This window comes from Bacteroidota bacterium, from assembly GCA_005882315.1.
In the GTDB taxonomy this organism is placed as follows: domain Bacteria; phylum Bacteroidota; class Bacteroidia; order Chitinophagales; family Chitinophagaceae; genus VBAR01.
Genome location: VBAR01000002.1, coordinates 270,820 through 293,397, shown reverse-complemented (window position 1 = coordinate 293,397; position 22,578 = coordinate 270,820). Strand labels below are relative to the sequence as shown.

Sequence of the window (22,578 nt, the reverse complement as noted above, 5' to 3'; positions counted from 1 at the left end):
TTGAAATCTAAAACCGCTGCCGATTGGCTGGTTATTTCAGCCCGGTTAATTTCGGGCATGGCTCAATTTTCACTCCCCGGACAAACCCGTTTTTATAAAGGAAAGGTAAGAGATGTTTATACGATCGGTGACAACTGGCTTGTAATGGTTGCCAGCAATCGCATTTCTGCATTTGATGTTATTTTACCCCGTCCTATTCCCTTCAAAGGACAAGTGCTGAACCAGATCGCAGCTTATATGCTTAATGCAACAAAAGATATTTGCCCAAACTGGCTGGTGAATGTGCCTGCACCTAATGTTTCTATTGGTAAAAAATGTGACCCCTTTAAAATAGAAATGGTAGTAAGAGGGAACCTGACCGGTCATGCATGGCGAACTTACTCATCAGGTAAAAAAAACTTATGTGGCGCAACGATGGCCGATGGAATGAAAGAAAATGATTATTTCCCAACACCCATCATCACACCATCAACAAAAGCGGAAGCGGGACATGATGAAGATATTTCACCGGATGAAATAATTGCGACCGGGCTCGCAACAGCAGATGAATGGAAAAAATTATCTGAATATGCTCTTCAGTTATTTGAAAGAGGAAAAGAAATTGCAGCTAAACAAGGATTGATATTAGTTGATACTAAATATGAGTTCGGTAAAATTGGTGACACCATTTACCTGATGGATGAAATACATACGCCGGACAGTTCAAGATATTTTTATGCAGATGGTTTCGAAGAAAGACAATTAAAGGGTGAAAGGCAAAAACAGTTGAGTAAGGAATTTGTCAGAGAATGGTTGATTGCAAATAATTTTATGGGTAAAGAAGGACAAACCGTTCCTGAAATGAGTGATGAATGGGTGAATACCATTTCAAAAAGATATATTGAACTTTATGAAAAAGTGATTGGCACCGCATTTATTCCCGAAATGCTGAGTGATGATATAACAAAAGGTCTTATCATCTCGTCGCTGAATAAATATTCGTTGTCCTGAGAGGCTAAAAACCAATGTCTCTGCCTCAGTTTTTCAAACCTGCAACACTATAACTATGCCGCTGGTAATATAAAAGAAAATATACTGCCTTTACCTTTTGTGCTTTCAATATGAAGTAAGCCTTTGTTTTTTCTAAGGAAATCACTGCACAACATAAGCCCTAACCCTGTCCCCATCTCACCTGCTGTTCCTTGTGTTGTATAATAACTATTGCTTCTTATCTTTTCCAGCGTTGTTCCATCCATACCTTCACCTGTATCTTTTACTATTATTTCAACATTCTCAGCTGTTGCGTCTGTAAAAACAGATACGGTACCTCCACTAGGTGTAAACTTGATCGCATTAGATAAAAGATTTCGTATTACAAGTCTTATCATATCGCTGTCAGCATAAATTGAAAGATCATCTTTTAACTCACAGTCGATTTTAATTTCTTTTAACTCTGCCTGGAGCCGTATCAATTTTACTATTTCGGTGATCATTGGCGATACTTTAATAACCTGCGGTGTAACCATTGCACCAGTCATCTGACTTTTAGCCCAATTAAGCAGGTTGTCCGTCAATTCTGTTGCGTAATTAAGATCTTTTAATACTTCCGGTACAAGTTCTTTTACTTCCCTTGCAGATAATTTCTGTTTTTCAACTTCCTGGAAAAGATTGCGGAGTGCATGCAGCGGACCTCTTAAATCATGCGATACGATTGAAAACAATCTATTTTTGAATGCATCTATTTCATTCAACTGGATAGTTTGTTTTTCTAATTGATTTGCTTTTGCTGCTATTTCTTCTTTTTGTTTCCTTACTTCTTCGTTTATACACTGTAACTCATCTCCTTTTTCCAAAATGGCTGACTGGTAACCGGCATTTTCTTTTTTAAGCAGGTATAGGCTATAAAAAATAATTATGATCGCTAACAGATGATTCAGCAGGAAGAAGAAAAAATGGTTATCTGCACCGGCCGCCGGCGTTTTATTCAGCATAACAACCAGCATCAGGTAATTTATCATATTGAACCCGATGCAGCAAATAATATGCATTCTCTCCTGCAGGAAGAATACAGATAAAATACTGTACAGAATAAAAAACAATTCTGTACCGAGGTTGGCACTGTCAATATAAGAGAGATTGGTAAAAAAAGGATACAAAGCAAAATAAGCGATCATTGCCACTGTATGTTTCTGCTTTGAAATAAGATAAAGAACCAACAGGTTGATCAGTGGTGGAAACATAAAAATAATAGCTGATAAAAATGCCACTGATTGACGGCTGAAAACTATACTAATAGGTATCAGTAATCCGATAAGTAATTGTAAAAGGTTAAGCTGGCTGAGAATGCCCAGCTTCCTATTTTCATAATCTCCGGCGCTGGCTGTAAAGACGGTTTGCTTATACCGCTGAACAAAAGCATAAGTATCATCTAAAAGTGCTGTGCTAAAATTCAGAACAACGGTTCGTATTGAATGAAAATATTTTACAAGGGTATCTTGTAATAAGTTCTTGATTGTAATAAAAAAATGTGGCGTTAGATCTTCAGAATTGAACTCAGCAGGGGAATCGGTTTCCAAAGCTGGTTTATTGAATGCACCCGGCTTGGCATGCCTATGGTATAAAATGGATTTTTGTGAGTGGCTTTTCATAACAGTGGCTTGAATAAAAGAATTTCAAAATTTAAATTAGAAATTTTTATTCATTCATTCCAACTATCCGGTCAAAGTAAAAAAATCAACATTGGGACTTTGTTTTGAAAACTAAGTATTTAGCTATAAACTAAATTTAGCCGCTTCGGAAAAACACCTGTGAAAAGCCCGCATTTTGTTTTGATTTACCACCTTCCTGAAGTAAAACCACATCGGGCATGAACGGGAACATTAATCAGGAAATACTGAAATGCGGCTCTTACCAATAAGTTTAGTTCAATAGGCTGCGTCTTTGTAAATTGGGCCATGAAAAAAATATTTTTTGCTTTTGCTTTATTCACATGCCAGTTTTGTTTTGCACAGAAAAACTATTTGCTTATTGGCACATATACTTCAGGAAAAAGTGAAGGTATCTATGTGTATGAATTCGATAGTAAGACAGGCGATCCAAAAAAAGTTAGCAGTATCAAATCATCCAATCCGTCTTATCTCGCTGTTTCACCTAATCAGAAATATGTGTATGCTGTAAATGAAAATGCAGATAGTACTAAATACACAGTCACAGGCCATATTGCAGCTTATTCATTTAATAAGGAAACAGGCACTCTTAGTTTTATAAACAAACAGGAGTCAGGTGGCAAACATCCTTGCTACGTTGCTATTGACAAAACGGGCAAATGGGTTTTTGCAGGAAATTATACTAGCGGCTCATTAGCTGTATTGCCTGTAAAGACAAATGGCAGTCTTGATTCTGCAATACAAACAATACAACATGAAGGAAGAAGTGTAGTAGAGGGGAGACAGGATGATGCACATGTACATGCAACTGTTTTAAGCAAAGACAATAAAACGTTATATGTACCTGATTTGGGAATGGATAAAGTGATGTTGTATAATTTCAATAATAAAACCGGCAAGCTGACTGAAGCAGCACTTCCTTACACGATCAGTGAGCCAGGTGCAGGCCCACGACATTTTGATATCCATCCTAATGGAAAATTTGCTTATCTCATGGAAGAATTAAATGGAACAGTAAATGTCTTTGAAATGTTTAAAGATGGTAGCATGGAATCCATTCAAACTGTTTCTGCATTACCAAGAGAATATGATGGCCCGATCGGCAGCGCTGATATTCATGTTTCACCTGATGGAAAATTTTTATACGCTTCCAATCGTGGTGAAAGCAATTCAATTGGTATTTTTAAGATCAATCAGCAATCCGGTATGATAGTTTGGGTGGATGCTCAATCAACACTTGGCAAAAGTCCCCGTAATTTTAATTTTGACCCGACAGGAAATTTTTTGCTGGTAGCGAATCAGAACAGCGATGAAATAGTTATTTTCAAAAGAGATAAAGAGACCGGTTTACTAGAAGATACCGGTAAAAGAATAAGTGTTCCTAATCCTGTTTGTATTAAATGGATCTCTTCTAAATAATTTTTATGGAAATCAAATCAATCTTTCCGTTGGAAATGCAGAAGCCAAAGGCACACTACTCTCCTGCTACTATTTATAACGGTTTAGTTTACGTAAGTGGTCAACTGCCATTGGATGCAAATGGCGAGGCGATGTTAGGAAGTATCGAAGAACAAACGACGCAATGCATGAAAAATATTGAAACGATACTGAAAGCATGTAACAGTGACCTCAATCATATTCTTAAAACAAATGTTTTTATCGCCGACATCAGCAACTGGGCGAAGTTCAATGAAACTTATTCAAAGATCATGGGTGATCATAGGCCTGCAAGAATAGTAGTACCCTGCGGCACACTGAACCGCGGCTGCGGAATTGAAATTGATTGCATAGCTGTAGTAAAAGAATAATATCATTTTAGTTTTAGGGCTAAAGCCCAACTTACAATTAGAATTAATTGCCCCAGCCTTAAGGCTGGGGCAACAAAAAGCAGTTTTTTAAAATGGGCTTTAGCCCACATAAAATATTAAAAGATAAATGGAGATCACAAAACAGGATATTATAGATGCACATGAAAGAATAAAATTTTTTATTCATAAGACTCCTGTTCTTACCTCACAAACCATCAATAAACTTACCGGTGCTGAAGTGTTTTTTAAATGCGAAAATTTTCAGAAGATAGGTGCATTTAAAATTCGCGGCGGCATGAATTCTGTTTTGTCATTGCCAAAAGAAAAGCAACAAAATGGAATTGCAACACATTCATCCGGAAATCATGCGCAAGCTATTGCATTGGCAGCAAGAGAGGTTGGAACAAAAGCATATATCGTCATGCCGGAAACTTCGCCTAAAGTAAAAGTGGATGCTGTACGTGGCTATGGCGCTGAAATATTTTTTTGTGAACCTAACCAGCAGGCAAGAGAAAAATTATTGAATGAAGTAGTGAAAAAAACCGGGGCGGAATTTATCCATCCATACAATGATCACCGTGTCATTACAGGCCAGGCTACTGCAGCTAAAGAATTGATCGAAGAAACTTCATCACTTGATTGCATCATTGCCCCTGTTGGCGGAGGGGGTTTGCTGAGTGGAACAGCATTGAGTGCTCATTATTTTTCTCCCGTTACTTTGGTATATGCCGGCGAACCCGAAGGGGCAGCCGATGCTGTTCTCTCTTTTAAAAACGATAAAATAGAAAAAGCTCCATTTGTAAAAACAATTGCTGATGGTTTACTTACAACACTGGGCGATAAAACATTTCCTATTATTAAACAATATGTAAAAGACATTCTTACCGTAAGTGATGAAGAAATAATTGCTGCAATGAAATTAGTGTATGAGCGAATGAAAATAGTAGTTGAACCAAGTGCCGTTGTGCCTTTAGCAGCTTTATTAAAAAACAAATCACTATTTGAAGGAAAAAGAGTTGGAATAATTTTCAGCGGAGGAAATGTGGAGCTGGGGAAACTGGGAGAATGGTTTAAATAATTCTTTATCTGCCAGCCAGCCATATCAACAAACAAATAAGTGCTGTTATAACAATAGCAATAACGAAAGAATATTTTTCTTGCTGATCCTGCTTTGTCAATTTTGTTTCAAAATTTCTTATTCTCAATGACTGCACATCATTTTTGCCGGCTAATTTATATAACTGCCGAACTATTTCCTTTGTATAGTCAGGGGTCAACACCCGGCCAGATTTCATTATCGAATCAATTATTGAAATAGTGATATCCGGTTCATTAAAGCCGGAAAGTTTTTCAATCGTTTCATCCGAAACCAGGTTCAGTATATAATCTCTTAACCCTCCTTTGTCCATTCGAAAAACATCAATCTGCGCCGCATATCTCTCCAGTTCCAATGCCTGCTTCAAAACAGCTACCGGTGTTGTAGCCTGCTGCTTTGTTTTTTTACCAATACTTTGTTCATACCAGCGTTGCTGCAGGTAGTAATACTTTTTTGAAGGATTCGTAAGTACCTCATAGGCTTCCTTTACATCAGCAAAATGAACAGCCGCATATTTATCATTGTTTGTTTTATCGGGGTGATATTGAAGTGCAAGCCTGCGGTAAGCTTTTTTGATCTCCTGCATTGTAGCGGAGGGCTCAAGTTCAAGTATCTGGTAATAATCTTTGAGGTGCATGAAGTAAAAAGAGTGTATAATTAATTTAGTCCTGGAAATCCAAAATTGTCCTCAATGCATTTGCAAGAATAACAACACCATAAGTATCTGGCTTTTTATCCGGGTAATCCTTGACAAGTCTTATTGGAGTAAAATGTTTATCCTCATCTGTAGGCCCCAAATAACCAAAGATCACAATCTTTCCTTTAAAAATATTTGCAACTAAATCCTTATTAATATCTTCTCCATGCACATGCTTATACTGGTTCACCGTTCTTGTGAAATTAACCGGTATTGACTTGTTCACCTTGAATTTATAGCCAAAGTCAGGCTTCCAATGCCTTGCTATTTTTAAAGCGAAATGCTCATAAAGATTTCTCTTAATCTTACTGACAGGAATAAACCTATCCGATAAGCCATTTGTTTCTTCGAGCACAGCCAAGCCTTCATCCATTGCATGAGATCGGAATTTATTATGTGATCTTATCGGGTTACCCAATGAGTCAAGTGCATAAGAAAGAATATCATTTTTAACAATCCTCAAAGCTTCAACCAATTTTGAATCCTGTAAGCTGTCTTTCTCCCTGATAAACCACGCATCTATAGCAATAAGTATAGGTTTGCAGCTATCAATCTTAAGAAGCATTTTTGCAATAGCTGCCCTGTCTACATCCCCGATATTAACAAGAACGATATCGGGATCAACCTGATTTGTAAGTTTTACTTTGGGAACATTACAACGCACATTAAAAAGTAGTCCCGAGACAAGTAGGATAAATGAAAGACGCATTTTTATTTTTTATTTTTTTCAACAAACTGATCCAATCTCGCCTTTGATTTATTAAACACATTCCTTCCTTTATCAATTCCACTTCTTAGTTTCTTTTGTTCTTCTTCGGTTAAATGAATAAAATCCAGGCATTCATTGCCGCAGGTATTTTCATACTTCACTTTGCACTCATCACATTGTATAAATAATAAATGACAAGCATCGTTCACACAGTTAACATGTGTATCTGCAGGTTTACCACATTGATGGCATTCGGAAATAATTTCTTCCGTTACCCTCTCCCCCAACCGCTGGTCGAATACAAAATTCTTTCCGTGAAATTTCAGATCCAATCCATTTTGTTTAGCCTGATTCACATAATTGATAATACCGCCTTCAAGATGAAACACATTTTTAAACCCCCTATGCAGCATATACGCCGAAGCTTTTTCACAACGAATACCCCCCGTGCAATACATGATAATATTTTTCTCTTTGTTTTCTTTCATCATATCGGCAGCCATTGGCAACTGCTCACGAAAAGTATCACTGGGTATTTCAATAGCCTTTTCAAAATGGCCTACTTCAAATTCGTAATGATTACGCATATCAATAACGATGGTATCGGGATCATTGGTCAGTTTATTAAACTGCTCCGCATTTACATACCTGCCACGATTGGCCATATCAAATGCGGGATCGTTAATTCCATCGGCCACAATTTTATTCCTGACTTTTATATCCAGCACATAAAAACTTTTACCGTCATCGTCTACCGCTATATTTAAACGCAGATCATTTAGAGGTTTTATTGAATACAGGTAAGATCTGACCGCTTCAAAATTTGCTGTAGGCAAACTGATCTGTGCATTGATACCTTCCGATGCTACATAAATTCTTCCTAACACACCCAGTTCTTTCAATTGTTTGTACAGTTCATTCCTGAAAAGCTGTGGCTCTTCAATTTTAAAGTAACAGTAAAATGAAATGGTAGTACGTGAGGTGGAATCGTTCTTAATGATCTCTTTCAGCTCCTTGCGGGAGATGCGGTTATGTAATTGTGCCATGTTGTTTAAATTTTATCCGCCGCGGCGGACCCAATTGCAGGTTGGGCAAAATTCTAAAGCAGCACAAAGATAAGCGGGAAAAAGAAAAGGGCAAGAGGCCAGCAATTATGGATAATCATCCCGTTGCTTCGCAATTTTTCTTCCGATACCAATTCTGAAATTACTCGTCCATTTATTGCCATTAAGGAATGATTGCACAAAATCAATTCGTACCCCTCTTACGATCTTCCAGATATTGATATTTTCAAAACCGGCCGATACCTCGTAGAAGTTTGCATTTTTATGATAGAATCCATTAGCAGCAGCGATCAAATGCCAGTTCAATTTTTTAATTAATGGAATTTTATTGGTAATAAATCCATTAAAGTGATGTTCAATATGCCCATATGCATAAAATTTTTCTGTGTTGCTGAACTCGTACATAGGTAATAACTGGAAGCTGTTTAGGTAATCTGCAGCAAAATGAGAAATGTTACCATTGAAGTGGCTATAGTCGGGGACCTGTACATTATTAACATTGACAAACCCACCGGCCCCGATATGATAACTGAATTTTCCCTGTAGCCTGAAGTTCAGGTCGTCATTAACTGATAGCTTCCATTTTGAAAAATCCCCATCAGTACCCAGAAGGCCATTAAATGCTCCTTCAACCTGTAGATCAAATACCGGGTACTTTGAACCGAGATTAATTTTTCCTTCCGGCAGTTCAATATATTTTGATTTTGGCTGCCAACTTAGTTTGTATAAAAAAGTAAGCATCTGGTGGCGTTTGAGATTTTCATTCATCAACTCCACCGGGTAGTTAGGTGTAAATTCCCTGTCATCTTTATTATACCACGTATAATCGGTGCTATTTTCAAGCGGCATTCTGTCCTGGTATTGAAATCCAACTGTCCAGTTAAACCCATTACCAATTCCCTGGGAATAACTACCACGGAGGTACCATGCTTCATAAAAAAGCAAAAGATTTTTTTGACTAAAAAGGGTGGCTAATGTATTTCTCCGTGGTCCGATATTGATCTTATTATTAAATTGAAAAACACGTTTACCTCCGGAAAGCATAGCCGACGAATGATACTTCGTTCCGAAATTGTATCGTGTCGTAAGATGGGCATAAAAATGCTTATTCAAAAAACCATACCTGATATTGGGTGATAATGTGATTTTCCTTTTGCTGTAAGGGTTTTCATCCAGCCGTTTCGTCCAATCAAAACCGGTATTAAGAACTATTCCCTCGACGATATTATAACTCAATATCTCCGGTATCGGTTGAAACTGCAGCGTAATTCTTTTAGGTGTTGTTACAAAAGTTGCACCTGTAAACAATGCACTAAACACAGATATCTTGCTCATCACCTTGTCCATTGAATCAATATAATTCTTACCCTTCTTTACAATTTCCATGCTGTCCTTCACTTTGTAATCATGTACTTCATCAGTCATCAATGGCACTGGTCTTGCAGTTTCCCAATAACCCATTGTTTTTTTGTTGGCACTGTCTGTAACTTTTAATAAGGTGCTGCTAAAATCTTTTTTTGATAATACAGGATTGAAATTAACATTTGAATACACATTTAAAAAACTTCCGTATGCATCAACACCTAATATATTTACTGTAGGATAAAGCACCTGGTTTTTTATCATCCACCTGTTGTCGCTACCGTGTCCGTGTGTATACAATTGCTGGATCTTTAATGTATCGATCAGTTCTATCTGGCTTTCTTTGGTAAGTGTAAGTTCCAGCGAATGGATCCGCCAATCATTTTCAACAATATTTATAAAGCCGGTGAACAATGGTTCATATTTTCTACGAGGGATAACCTGTATCTTATTAATGAGTATTCCATCTTCTATAAAAGTCCCTTTGAAACGAAATTTATAATAAGAGACCGCATTATCTGCCAATGGGGAAACAAAGCCGCGTTGGTTGAGTGAATTTTCCCGTCCACCGATAAAAACATTTTCTTCATAAAAAGAAAAAAAGTGAGGTGCACTCAATCCATAATCATTGGGCCGGCCGCTTACTTTGGTTGAGATCACTTCTATCTTTTCTTTATCCGGTTTATCAACAGAATAATTTGCGATCGATTCAGATAGGTAGATCATTTTCTGTTTACTGGTATCTGCATCACCAAAATCTACTTTCTGTCCCAGTATTTTTTTAGGGTAGCTACGAACCTTAAAATTTCCTTTTGTATACACCTGGCAGGTGAATTTATCCATCTCGGCATTATGAACTTTGCGTTTGGCTATTGCCGCTCTCATGATCTGGTAAGCCTTATCTGACGGCGCACTTACTACAATTTCTTCAAGACCTTTTTCCTCCACGTCAAGAATAAAATCAACTGTCATATCAGCATCAGTAACATTAATACTCCTTTCTTCTTTTCTATATCCTACATACTGACATATGAGAGTGTATTTGCCCGGCGCCAGTTGTAAAACAAAAACTCCGTCATTATTGGAGTTGATACCATTTGTGGTTCCTTTTACCGATATACTTGCAAATGGAAGTGGTTGATTGTCGTCTTTAGTCCGCACACTTCCAGTGATTTTACCGGCAAACCCAGAAGAATAAAAAGCGAATAAAAAAAGGAGGCAGGAAAAAATTCTTTTCATATTGTGGTTGCCGGATCAAAACTCCGGTGGGTGGTGAATATTCTGCTCAATATAAGAATTCTATTTCTTTTATCAGTCATTTGACCGGTGACGAACGCAAATAACTACCAGCTAAAGCAGCCAGGCCACCAATGAGTCCTGCTATAAATCCTGTAACAACTATTAATAAATATGGAGACCCACCTAAGGGTAATAATGAAGCGACTTTAACAGCCAATACACCATCATTTTTTAAATTGATCCAGAGAGCTAATCCACCCCATAACAAAAACAAACCTAAAAACCCGGAGAGAAATGCTTTCCATGGTTTCTGATGAATAAGTGCTGCAACTAAAAATGCTGCGATGGCTAAACTCCACCATGGAAGATATAATCCGGCTATAAATGCAAGCAGACCGGTTAAAATGATTGATGTGATAAGTTTCATCGCTTTAGTTTTTGTTATTGGTTGCTTGTAATATAATACTATTGATTAATTTTCATTCTCCACTTCACTTTTGCATCATTCTTATCTCCTTCACGCATATACCATAGCTGGTTATATTTTCCATTGGCCCATGTATCAACTGTGTTATCATAATACTTACTACCGGGGTTTCCGCTTTGTCCGCCGGGATAAACACCATAAGCTTCTGTTGGAGTAGTAAGATGTACGATCATTCGCCAACTGGGACCATGACTATGCGTAACCGCATTTATAATATTACCATAACCACCTACATTCAATCCTTTTCTTGCAAAAGGTTCCAGGGTTTTGATCAAATGATAAATTGTGGGATTTTTGAATTTTGTCCACTCCAGTTTTCCTTCTGCTTCTTCTTTCTTCAGCTCAATACTTGCTTTTTTTAATGCAGCCGTAACCACATCAAACAAAGTTTCTTTCTGTGGTGTATTAATATTATCTATAAACTTCATGGCGGAATCCCTTTTCAGTATTTCCATTAAAGTTTGTTCACCGGGTGCATATGCTTTAGGAGTTACTCTTGCAAGATCATCTGCCCATATCTCTCTTTCTAAACTATCATACCAGCATTGATAAACTGTTTGTCCTTTCGAATCAGGTGATGCTTCCAGGTTCCAGCTTTTAAAAATATCTAAATACTTTTTCTCATCTGCATTCAGTTCCCCTTCTTTTATATATTGTAACATAATTCCTCTCGCATCTTCCGCCAATGTATTGAAATAATCTCCCTGTAGTTTCATCATATCCTGTGGTGTTATGGCATTCATTGCAGAAAGTTTATTAGAGATAGTGATGCCACGTGGTGTTATATAGTCACCAGGAATAAAATATGGATAGGTAGAATCAACGGGTCGTTGGTTGGCACTTTGTAAAAATCCCTGCAATGGATTTTTTGAATGAGGATTTTCTCCCTGTGGTATATAACCTTGCCAGAAATAACTGCTGTCAGTACCCGGCATCAGGTATTGGCCCTGCATATCCCATCTTGCAGGAAATTTTCCTTGTTGCCAGATAGCAATATCGCCGGAGTGAGATGCAAATACAAAATTCTGTCCCGGGCAACTGAATGTTTTTATCGCATCAACATACTCATCATAGTTATGTGCATGGTTTAGTTTATAAAATGTGATGCCTTCATTGCTGGCTTCATGTGCAGCCCACTTCACTGCAATATTTTTGTTTTTTGCTAATGGTTCAGTAAAACTTTCATCAAACATCACCGGGCCGAAGATGGTATAAGCAACCGTGTCCAGTACATCTGCACCGCCTTTTACTTTTATTCTTTCTTCCTGCAATGTTGATGATGTCCATTTTCCATCAAACCAATATTCCTTTTTTTGTCCGTCTTTAAATTGTATTTCATAATAATCCTTAACATCCCGCTGTGCATTGGTTACACCCCAAGCAATACTATCATTGAATCCAATAATTATAAATGGACTGCCGGGTAATGAAACACCATAGGTATTACTTGAAGCTGACACCAGTTGCATTTCATACCAGATAGATGGCAATGAAAGTTCAAGATGCGGATCATTACATAAGATCGGTGCACCGCTTTGCGTTTTGCTTCCGGCTACTACCCAGTTATTACTTCCATTCGTTTTATCCTGCTCCACTTCTGGTCTTGCAGGCACAGTATCTTTTTTAGCAAAATAAATTGAATCAGCAGTTGCAGGTTTTACCGGTACAATACCTGGTGGGTCAAACACTGTTCCTTTAGGTATGATGGGCACCAGCGAATCATTCACTTCAGGATAGATCATTTTAAATTCTTCCGTTGTGAAAACACTTTTTGCGTTAGTGTATGCAAGATCATGTTCTGTTTCACTGCTCAGCATTTTTGCCATCATCTTTAATAATAATGCTGTACGCAGGTTGCTCCAGGGTTCTGGTTGTATGTTCAGTAATTTATACTCAAGCGGAACAGAACTTTCAGTAAGTGTGTTGATATAGGCATTGACGCCATTTGTATAGGCATCAAACATTTTTTTATTCACCGGATCTTTTTCAATTTCTTTTAATGCATTCTCCGCAGCGTAAACCATTCCTAGTCTTCTTTGCCCCCTGTCAAAATTGATGGCCTTCTTTCCGGCCACTTCACTTGCACGGCCTGCAGCTGCTTTGGTTTGCAGATCCATCTGGAATAAACGGAATTTTGCATGTAAATAGCCTTGTATAAAATAAAGGTCCTCATCATTCTCAGCAAATACATGAGGAACCAATCGTTCATCAAATAATACTTCAGCCTTCCCTTTCAGGTTCGGAAATTTTAATTCTGCATCAAAACTTTCATCAGCCGGTTCAGCATTTTGCCAAAAGCCAACCTGTGGACTTAAAAATTTTCCAGCCGGCATTGGCAATGAATCGCCCCAGGGCCTGCTGAGTGCATACACAAGACCAGCCGTTACAACCGAAGAAATTATAAAAGGTACTATTCTCATGGATCTGATTTATTCCCGAAAAGTAAAAAAGAACAGGCAAATGGATGGAAATAGTTTTAAACCTGTGAGAATGTAATGTGCACCTACAAATATTTGAGTTTTGTCATACCGAGCCAGATTGAAACAGCTTTTAATAGAATGACTGCAAGCGAGTCATCTCAGACTTGTTAACCTTTGAGATACTTCGACTACTATCATTATAAAAGAAAGAGTATCTAACTAGCCGTCTTCGGCATGACAGACTCGGGTAAATAGAGCATTCACTATTGACTATTAACTGCTGATCACCGACTCCTGACTACCAACTACCGACTCTCAACTCATCACTCATCTTTTTTCTTTAAATTACATTTCTAAAAAAATCAACTATGCCAATTCTTATTGTTGTCGGAATAATTGTTCTGATCGTTATCTGGGCTATTTCATTGTACAACGGACTTGTTCGCCTGCGCAACCGCAGGCAAAATGCTTTTGCAGATATAGATGTACAACTTCGTCAGCGTCATGACCTGGTACCACAGTTAGTAGAAACAGTAAAAGGTTATGCATCACATGAAAAAGAACTGCTGACAAGAATTACGGAAGCCCGTACAGCAGCAATGAGTGCAAGATCAATTGATGATAAAATTGTAGCCGAGCAGCAACTTACTTCTGCTTTGCAGGGTTTGCGGGTACAGGTAGAAGCTTATCCTGATCTGAAAGCCAACCAGAACTTTTTGCAACTACAGGAAGAACTCAGCGATATAGAAAATAAACTGGCTGCCAGCCGTCGCTTCTTTAACGCCGCCACAACTGAATACAATAATGCAGCGGAATCTTTTCCCGGAAATCTTATTGCAAACAATTTTGGTTTCAAACGTGAAATTATGTTTGACCTCGGCACCGAAGGAAGACAGACGATGGAAGCACCACCAACAATCAAATTTTAGTCCCGATAGCTATCGGGAGCAGATTCTATGAGATATATCGGACTCGATAAACAGATCAGCAGGAATAACCGTAATTCATTTTTCCTGCTGATTGCTTTTCCCGCATTGCTGCTGGCAATGGTATATGCAGCTGTTTACTTCCTTGTAAAAAATCACAACTCAAATGCAAATGTGAATGACAGTGTGTATGATTCCACACAAACTTTTATAGGCGTAGCGCCGGTTGTATTGGCAGCAGTAGGTTTGTGGTTTTTAATTGCATGGTTCGGACATTCGGCATTTATCCGTTTGGCAACAGGCAGTAAACCGCTTGACCGGAAAGAAAATAAAAGAATTTATAATCTCGTAGAAAATCTCTGCATACAAAAAGGCATGCAAATGCCGAAGATCTATATCATCGAAGATGATTCGCTAAATGCATTTGCAAGCGGTATTAATAAAAATAGTTTTTCCATTTCCGTTTCAAGGGGATTGTTGAATAAACTGGAAGACGATGAACTGGAAGGTGTGCTGGCACATGAACTTACTCATATCATTAACCGGGATGTAAGAGTACTCATCATCTCCATCATCTTTGTCGGCATATTTGCTTTCCTTGCAGAAATGGCTTTCCGCAGTATACGCTTTACCGGCAGAAGCAGTAAAGACAGTAAAGGAAGTGGCGCTATCATCTTAATTGCAATTGTAGTTACAGCACTCGCCTACTTTATTTCCATGTTACTCCGTTTTGGCATTAGCCGCAGTCGTGAATATCTGGCTGATGCTGGCGCTGCAGAAATAACAAAGAAACCTTATGCGTTGGCTAATGCATTAAAAAAAATCAAAGGCGATCCTTTTATAGAAGCAGTAGAAAGTCGTGATGTAGCACAATTGTTTATTGATAACCCACAAGTATCTGAACGCAAATCCGGTTCATGGGATAATTTATTTGCCACTCACCCACCGATTGATAGAAGAATTGAATTGCTGGAGCAGTATGTGTGATAAAAAATATTTACTTTTTAAAGGGTGATTACTTTGGCATATTTTTAAATTTGCAAAAAGATTCTGCATCTATTATTCATTAACCATAAATATTAAAAAATGAAAATCACAAATAAGAAAATACTGATAACAGGTGGAGCTTCCGGAATTGGTTTTGCTTTAGCAGAAAGATTTATACAGGATGGCAATACAGTTATTGTCTGTGGAAGACGTGAAGCTGTTTTAAATGAAGCTAAAGGGAAACTACCATCACTCATCACAAAAGTTTGTGACCTGGTATCAGATACAGAAAGGGAATCTCTTTTTAAATGGATATCTGAAGAACATAGTGATCTGAATATATTAATTAATAATGCAGGGATCCAGCAATGGATATCGCTCAATGATCCTGATTTTTTTCAAAGAGCAAAAGAAGAGATCACTATTAATATAGAAGCCCCGATACACCTGGCTTATTTATTTCAAAACTTACCTTCCTTAACAGCAATAATGAATGTAACATCAGGCTTATCGTTTGTTCCGCTTACTAAAACCCCGGTTTATTCAGGCACAAAAGCATTTTTTCACTCCTTTACACTTTCGCTCCGGCATTTATTGAAGCCAAAAAATATTGAAGTGATAGAAATAATACCACCAGCATTGAATACTGATCTTGGCGGAAAGGGTATACATGATTTTGCCCCGCCAGTAAGTGGTTTCATCGAATCAATATTCGAACAGTTAGAGCAAGGGAAAAATGAACTCACTTATGGCTTTACAGAGCAAGCATCTAAAGCGGGGGCTGAAATATTAAAGCCGGCATTTGATAAGGTAAACCAGGTAAATTAAATACGGTTATCAGCATTAGTAGCATAATCATCAATCCAAATGAAGTACTGGTATCAAAAACCAAATCAGTTAATAGCAGAATATGTAAGAACAGTTTTGATACTGGAAAGCTTTTCTCAACCAGATTCAAATAACCTGCCGCTATTTACCAATGGTATGCCTGCTCTTCTTTGCCGGACCGAAAATGAAGAAACGGGAAATGAGAATATTTTACAATTGACCTTGTTTGGAAAATCAACTCCCACAGATGGTTGGGAAACTGATGACAATACAACAATCATCGCTTATTTCTTTAAGCCATTTGCATTGGCAAGTATATTTAATATAGCTGCCGCTAAACTAATAGATACACCAATTGATCTTTCTAACTGGAGTCCGCATAAAACAAATGCACTCAGAACACAATTAGTCTATGCAGCGTCAACAAGCAGTAAAATAGAAGTACTTGATAATTTATTAATTCATCAACTGCAGGAGAACAACAAAGAATGTGAGATCATTAAATACGCCACCGACCAGATCATGTACGATTCAGGTACTGAAGTTTTATCTGCAATACTGAAAAAATTAGATCTCACTGAACGAACCTTTCAACGCATCTTTAAAAAGTATGTAGGTGTAACACCCAATCAATACAGGCGGATCTGCCAGTTCCAACTTTCATTTACACAATTAAGGTCCCAGGAATTTAATAAGCTTACTGATATTGCTTATGATAATGGTTTCGCCGATCAAAGCCATTTTATCCGTTCATTCAAAGAGTTTACGCAAACTACTCCTATGAACTATCTCAGATCGGGCCTGAATAAAAAAGATGAGTAGTGTCGGTTTTATTCTATTCTCCGCTTATAGACTATCTTAGGTTTGCCTGTAAATACTAAAATATGAAAGAGAAAATAACTCCCTGCCTTTGGTTTAACGGCCAGGCAAAAGAAGCAGCAACATTATATTGTTCTGTTTTTGCTAATGCAAAAATTACGGCGCAATCTCCCATTGTAACATCTATCAACGTTTCGGGTCAAAGCTTTACTCTTTTGGATGGTGGGCCTATGTACAAGCCCAATGCATCCATTTCGTTTTATTACATCTGCGAAAAAGAAGAAGAGTTAAATAATATCTGGAATGCATTCAGTAAAGAAGGTACTGTGCTAATGCCATTGGATAAATATCCCTGGGGTGAAAAATATGGATGGATAAATGACAAGTTTGGCATTTCATGGCAATTGGGGTTAGGTAAAATAAGTGATGTGGGTCAGAAAATAACACCCTGCTTCCTATTCACCGGCAAACAATATGGAAGGGCTGACGAAGCTATTGCACATTATTCTTCCATTTTTAAAAACCCGATAGTTGATGGCATTCTTCGATATGGTCCTAATGAGTCACCGGATCAGGAAGGAAAAATAAAACATGCTCAGATGAGCTTAAGCGATAATAAGTTTATGTTGATGGAAAACGCAGCGTCACACAATTTAACTTTTACAGAAGGTGTATCATTAACTATCTATTGCGAAACACAGGAAGAAATAGATCATTACTGGAATCAACTTACAGAAAGCGGAGCCGAAAGTATGTGCGGATGGCTGAAAGATAAATTTGGTGTATCATGGCAGATCATCCCAACTATATTAAACAAAATTATGAGTGATCCCGCCAAAGCAGGTAAGGCAGCTCAAGCTTTTATGTCAATGCGGAAATTAAATATTGAACAAATAGTGCAAGCCTCTATTGCGTAAAAATCAGAACACATGGCTATTTAAAATTTATCTTTATGGGATGGCGAACAACACATCCCCGCATATATTAAACACATCTGCTACCCTTCTGGGTTTTTGCCTTGTTGTAATTACATCCCTGCGTATTGCAAACCTGACTGAGACAATGATCATTGATGAGCTGACATCAGTAATTGCTTTATTGCTTACTCTTTCATGCGGGTTTTCATTTATGTCTATCCGTGCAAAAAATGAGGTCAAAGAAGAAAGATTTGAAACAATTGCTGATTATTTTTTTATGATCTCGTTGTTCGGGATTTTGATCATCATTTTATTGATCACGTTTAATTTTATTAAATAAACTTAAACAGCAGTATGCTATCTGCTATACTTAAGCTCAAAATAAATTTTCTGAGATCATTTTGATTACATTATCTTGTTACACCATCCATTGTTATTCATTCAAGTCACCAATTTAGATTTCTTAATTTATTATACACCAAACCGCCATTGATCTACACATGCAACCACCAAACACTCAAGCCACTCCTGCGGGTGGAGAAACCGCTTTTATTCCGGTAACCAATTCTGAACGCATCTTACCACTTGACATCATGAGAGGTTTTGTGCTTTGCGGCATCCTGCTCATGAATATTACAGGATTCGGACTTGCCAATGCCTACATGAACCCAACTGTTTCTGGCGGCTCTACCGGCTGGAGCTTATACGCATGGATCACTACCAATATGTTTTTTGAAGGCACTATGCGGGCCTTGTTCTCACTGCTATTTGGCGTAGGCGCCTTTATTATATTAGATCGCTTAAGTAAAAAAGATGCCGGAATAAAAGCTGCAGATATTTATTTCAGAAGACTTTTATGGATGCTTGTTTTTGGTTTGATACATGGCTACCTCCTCCTTTGGACCGGTGAAATTTTATATGATTATGCTCTTATGGGTTTATTACTTTTTTCATTCAGGAATATGGCACCAAAAAAATTGATTCTTATTGCCCTACTCCTTTTTGCAATTGGTACATTCTGGACCTACAAAGATTATACAGGCGACAAAAAATTAGTTGCCGATGTAGCCCTGGCTCAAACTAAAACAGCGCAGGGGCAGGAACTTTCCAAAGAACTGAAAGAAGCTACAGCTAAATGGGAAAAAATAGAAGAAAAAAAATCTCCTAAACATGTAGAGGAAGTTAATACAAACATGAGAAAAGGATACCTTGATCTAGTTGGTTATTTAGCACCCAAGAATCTGGAAGGCGATACATTTTGGGTTTACCGGTATGACCTATGGGATATATTTAGTATGATGTTATTGGGTATTGCTTTTTTCAAATTGAATATACTATCAGGTGGAAAATCATACCGCTTTTATGGGCTGATGGTTTTATTGGGATATGCTGTTGGCTTAACAACAAATTATTATGAAGTAACATCTATAATGTCAGGCAATTTTTCATTTTTAGCTTTTTCAAAATCATATCTTACCTATGACCTTGGCAGAGTTGGTATGGCCGTCGGGCATATCGGGCTTATAATGATATTCGCCAAATTACCCATACTGGGTTGGCTAAAAACAAGAATAGCTGCCGTAGGTAAAATGGCATTAACCAATTACATCATGCACTCCCTTATCTGCATGGTGATCTTTACAGGTGTTGGTTTTGGAATGTTTGGAAAATTGCAACGCTATGAATTGTATTATGTAGTATTTGCTGTTTGGATCTTTCAATTGATCATTAGCCCGATCTGGTTAAAGTATTTTCATTTCGGACCAATAGAATGGCTTTGGAGAAGATTGAGTTATCAGTATAAGCCACCTTTCAAAAAATAAAATAATTCTTTATGCAGTTGCTGGGATAAGCATACCAGCAACTGCATAAGTGATTTTAATCCTCATCCATCTCCAATAATAAATTAACGATCAAAGCTGTCCATCCCGTTTGGTGAGAAGCTCCCAATCCCTTCCCTGTATCGCCATGAAAAAATTCATAGAAGAGATGATGCTCTTTAAAATGCTTTTCTGTCCAGCATGAATGATCCATATCATGATACTGAAAAGCACCTTCATCATTTCGTTCAAAGATTTTTAATATTCGTTTGGTAAGCTCATTGGCAATTTGCTTGAGGTTCATTTTTTTTCCTGAACCTGCAGGAAATTCATAAGTGTATTTATCGCCATAATATTCATAATATTTCCGAAGCGAATTAATGATCAGGTAATTTAATGGCAACCAGATAGGCCCCCGCCAGTTGGAATTGCCCCCAAACATATCACTGGAACTTTCCCCGGGTTCATACTGAATACTGTAATTGCGATCCTTATATTCAAATGAGTAAGGATGGTCCTGGTGAATTTTTGACAAAGAACGAATACCATAATCAGATAAAAACTCAGCTTCATCCAACAATCTTTTTAACAGGTGTTCCATCCTGTCACCGATCATGATCGCAAATAAATAATTACCGTCTGCATTCTTTTTATCAATATCTGAGATGATGCGTGTCAGGTCAGGTCTTGTTTGCCTGATCACTTCTAATCGTGTATTGAATTGGCGAAGCTCTTCAAACATATCGACATGCATTATTTCAACAGCCAGCAATGGAATGATCCCTACCAATGAACGTATTCTCAATCGCTGGCTGGTACCATTTTCAAATTGAATGGCATCATAATAAAATGCATCCTGTTCATCCCATAAGGAAATATCTTTTTTCCCGATATGATGCATGGCCCACCCGATATTTAAAAAGTGCCGGAAAAATTTTGCTGCCGATTCTTCATAAGCCTTGTTATGCTGCGCCAGTTCCAATGACATGCGCAACATATTGAGTGCATACATTGCCATCCAACTGGTAGCGTCAGCTTGTTGCAATTTTTTTATACCCGGTGGCATATGGTTCCTGTCAAACACACCGATATTATCCAGACCTAAAAAACCACCTTCAAAGATGTCTGTTCCATTTGCATCTTTTTGATTTACCCACCACGTGAAGTTCATAAGCAATTTCTGAAAAGCCCTTTCTAAAAAATCCCAATCAGGAACTCCTGTCTTTTTTCTATCCGTTTCAAATACTTCCCATACACCCCATGCATGTACAGGAGGATTTACATCACTGAAATTCCATTCGTATGCAGGAATTTGTCCGTTGGGATGCATATAATATTCGCGGAGCACAACCAATAACTGTTGCTTCGCAAATTCCGGATCTACATGAGCAAAAGTTGTTGCATGAAAAGCAAGATCCCATGCTGCAAACCATGGGTACTCCCATTTATCCGGCATGGAAATTATGTTGCGGCAAGTAAGATGTTGCCAATCATAATTTCGTTTATGATTACGGCTGGGTGCTTCTTCACCGGGTTCTCCAAACAACCATTTAAAAATATCGAGATAATAGAATTGTTTTGTCCAGAGCAGGCCGCTTGCAGAGCTACGCAGTAATGCTTTATGTTCAGGTGATAATTTTTTTGGTGTCAACTCATCATAATATTCATCAGTCTCTGCTATTCGTTTGGCAAAAATTTTATCAAACTCGATCCATGGGTCTTCAATTTGATTTTTGCTTAACCTCACTTTAAAAACTGCGGATGCTCCCGGCTTTATTTTTTCCTCCAACCAGATCGCTGCTTTAGTACCTTGCTTTTTGGGGTTGACCGTATCCTCATTATCGACGACATAGTTATTGATCCCATCTTTTACAAATGGAGAATCATTTGGCCGGTTATACATCCTCTCATTATTCGTTTCATTTTCACAAAATAATTGCTCACCACCCTGGTGATAAAGAAAAAAAATACCATTACGATCAGAACTTGTTTGCAGGCAATCGGCAGAAAGCGAAGAAATTTCAGGCCTTGAGAAACGGGAATTATGTTTCCAGAAATTACGAAACCAAAGATGAGGCAGTACATGAATGGTAGCATCCTCAGGTCCGCGGTTATAAACTGTAACCTTCATCAGGATATCGTTCATCTCCTCTTTTGCATATTCGATATAGCAATCAAAATAACGGTTCTCTTTAAATATACCTGTGTCGAGTAATTCATACTCGGTACTTAAACGATCTCTCTTGTTTTGCTCCATCATATCCAGGTAAGGAAACTCTGCCTGCGGATATTTATATAAAAATTTACAATAGGAATGCGTAGGTGAAGAATCCAAATGAAAATATAATTCCTTCACATCCTCTCCATGATTGCCTTCTCTATTGGTCAATCCAAAAAGACGTTCCTTTAAAATGGTATCTTTTCCATTCCAGAATGCCGGAGCGAAACATAATACCTGGTCACTATCACAAAAACCTGCTATCCCTTCTTCACCCCAACGGTAGGTGTAACTGCGGGCAAGATCATGATTAATGTAATTCCATACATTTCCTTCTTTGCTATAATCTTCCCTTACTGTGCCCCATTGCCGGTCAGACAAATAAGGGCCCCACCTTTTCCAATTTTTATTATTGTGTGAACGGGAAAGCCGTTCTTTTTCTACAAAGTCCAATAGTGTGTATTTAAAACAATTAAACTGTTTGAATAACTAAATATAAATCGTCGGGTCATTATAAATAGTATATAATTTATGCT

19 protein-coding genes are annotated in these 22,578 nt (G+C 37.8%); 11 read left to right on the top strand and 8 right to left on the bottom strand.

What is annotated here, in order from left to right; translation table 11 throughout:
- The first annotated feature begins 57 nt into the window (after window positions 1-57).
- Complete coding sequence (locus E6H07_12525; GenBank protein ID TMI63596.1) at window positions 58-990, top strand: phosphoribosylaminoimidazolesuccinocarboxamide synthase; 933 nt, start codon at window positions 58-60, stop codon at window positions 988-990.
- A gap of 53 nt (window positions 991-1,043) precedes the next feature.
- On the opposite strand, the gene E6H07_12520 is transcribed toward E6H07_12525, so the two are convergent.
- Window positions 1,044-2,627, bottom strand: a complete 1,584-nt coding sequence (locus tag E6H07_12520; protein ID TMI63595.1) for a HAMP domain-containing histidine kinase — start codon at window positions 2,625-2,627, stop codon at window positions 1,044-1,046.
- 306 nt (window positions 2,628-2,933) lie between these two features.
- On the opposite strand from E6H07_12520, the gene E6H07_12515 reads away from it, so the two are divergent.
- The 3 genes from E6H07_12515 (at window position 2,934) to E6H07_12505 (ending at window position 5,531) form a co-directional block, all read left to right on the top strand.
- Complete coding sequence (locus E6H07_12515) at window positions 2,934-4,064, top strand: lactonase family protein (GenBank protein TMI63594.1); 1,131 nt, start codon at window positions 2,934-2,936, stop codon at window positions 4,062-4,064.
- Window positions 4,065-4,069: 5 nt separating this feature from the next.
- The gene (locus E6H07_12510; protein TMI63593.1) at window positions 4,070-4,453 is read left to right on the top strand and encodes a RidA family protein; all 384 of its coding nucleotides are present in this window, start codon (window positions 4,070-4,072) and stop codon (window positions 4,451-4,453) included.
- A 127-nt stretch (window positions 4,454-4,580) separates the two neighbouring features.
- Window positions 4,581-5,531, top strand: a complete 951-nt coding sequence (locus E6H07_12505; protein ID TMI63592.1) for a pyridoxal-phosphate dependent enzyme — start codon at window positions 4,581-4,583, stop codon at window positions 5,529-5,531.
- A gap of 4 nt (window positions 5,532-5,535) precedes the next feature.
- On the opposite strand, the gene E6H07_12500 is transcribed toward E6H07_12505, so the two are convergent.
- The 6 genes from E6H07_12500 to E6H07_12475 all read right to left on the bottom strand — a co-directional run bounded on the left by E6H07_12500 (window position 5,536) and on the right by E6H07_12475 (window position 13,527).
- A complete protein-coding gene (locus E6H07_12500; protein TMI63591.1) occupies window positions 5,536-6,186 on the bottom strand; it encodes a J domain-containing protein in 651 nt (216 codons plus the stop codon).
- Window positions 6,187-6,211: 25 nt separating this feature from the next.
- Window positions 6,212-6,955: a CHASE2 domain-containing protein gene (locus tag E6H07_12495; GenBank protein ID TMI63590.1), complete on the bottom strand. Its 744-nt coding sequence runs from the start codon at window positions 6,953-6,955 to the stop codon at window positions 6,212-6,214.
- A 2-nt stretch (window positions 6,956-6,957) separates the two neighbouring features.
- On the bottom strand, window positions 6,958-8,001 hold the full coding sequence (locus E6H07_12490; protein ID TMI63589.1) for a rhodanese-related sulfurtransferase: 1,044 nt from the start codon (window positions 7,999-8,001) through the stop codon (window positions 6,958-6,960).
- A gap of 105 nt (window positions 8,002-8,106) precedes the next feature.
- Complete coding sequence (locus E6H07_12485) at window positions 8,107-10,620, bottom strand: carboxypeptidase-like regulatory domain-containing protein (GenBank protein TMI63588.1); 2,514 nt, start codon at window positions 10,618-10,620, stop codon at window positions 8,107-8,109.
- Between the two features lie 76 nt (window positions 10,621-10,696).
- Window positions 10,697-11,047, bottom strand: a complete 351-nt coding sequence (locus E6H07_12480; GenBank protein TMI63587.1) for a hypothetical protein — start codon at window positions 11,045-11,047, stop codon at window positions 10,697-10,699.
- Between the two features lie 38 nt (window positions 11,048-11,085).
- Window positions 11,086-13,527 carry a penicillin acylase family protein gene (locus E6H07_12475; GenBank protein TMI63586.1) on the bottom strand — a complete coding sequence of 814 codons (2,442 nt, stop codon included), beginning with the start codon at window positions 13,525-13,527 and terminating at the stop codon, window positions 11,086-11,088.
- Between the two features lie 368 nt (window positions 13,528-13,895).
- Between E6H07_12475 and E6H07_12470 the strand changes: the two genes are divergently transcribed.
- The 7 genes from E6H07_12470 to E6H07_12440 all read left to right on the top strand — a co-directional run bounded on the left by E6H07_12470 (window position 13,896) and on the right by E6H07_12440 (window position 19,827).
- Window positions 13,896-14,456: a LemA family protein gene (locus E6H07_12470; protein ID TMI63585.1), complete on the top strand. Its 561-nt coding sequence runs from the start codon at window positions 13,896-13,898 to the stop codon at window positions 14,454-14,456.
- Window positions 14,457-14,483: 27 nt separating this feature from the next.
- Window positions 14,484-15,440 carry a protease gene (locus tag E6H07_12465; protein TMI63584.1) on the top strand — a complete coding sequence of 319 codons (957 nt, stop codon included), beginning with the start codon at window positions 14,484-14,486 and terminating at the stop codon, window positions 15,438-15,440.
- Between the two features lie 99 nt (window positions 15,441-15,539).
- Window positions 15,540-16,268 (top strand): SDR family NAD(P)-dependent oxidoreductase, encoded by a 729-nt coding sequence (locus E6H07_12460; protein TMI63583.1) that lies wholly within the window; start codon window positions 15,540-15,542, stop codon window positions 16,266-16,268.
- 39 nt (window positions 16,269-16,307) lie between these two features.
- On the top strand, window positions 16,308-17,090 hold the full coding sequence (locus tag E6H07_12455) for an AraC family transcriptional regulator (protein TMI63582.1): 783 nt from the start codon (window positions 16,308-16,310) through the stop codon (window positions 17,088-17,090).
- A gap of 62 nt (window positions 17,091-17,152) precedes the next feature.
- Window positions 17,153-18,004 carry a VOC family protein gene (locus tag E6H07_12450; GenBank protein TMI63581.1) on the top strand — a complete coding sequence of 284 codons (852 nt, stop codon included), beginning with the start codon at window positions 17,153-17,155 and terminating at the stop codon, window positions 18,002-18,004.
- A gap of 40 nt (window positions 18,005-18,044) precedes the next feature.
- Window positions 18,045-18,344, top strand: a complete 300-nt coding sequence (locus E6H07_12445) for a hypothetical protein (GenBank protein TMI63580.1) — start codon at window positions 18,045-18,047, stop codon at window positions 18,342-18,344.
- Between the two features lie 253 nt (window positions 18,345-18,597).
- Window positions 18,598-19,827: a DUF418 domain-containing protein gene (locus E6H07_12440; protein TMI63759.1), complete on the top strand. Its 1,230-nt coding sequence runs from the start codon at window positions 18,598-18,600 to the stop codon at window positions 19,825-19,827.
- Window positions 19,828-19,882: 55 nt separating this feature from the next.
- On the opposite strand, the gene E6H07_12435 is transcribed toward E6H07_12440, so the two are convergent.
- On the bottom strand, window positions 19,883-22,495 hold the full coding sequence (locus tag E6H07_12435; protein ID TMI63579.1) for a glucosidase: 2,613 nt from the start codon (window positions 22,493-22,495) through the stop codon (window positions 19,883-19,885).
- Window positions 22,496-22,578 lie beyond the last annotated feature (83 nt).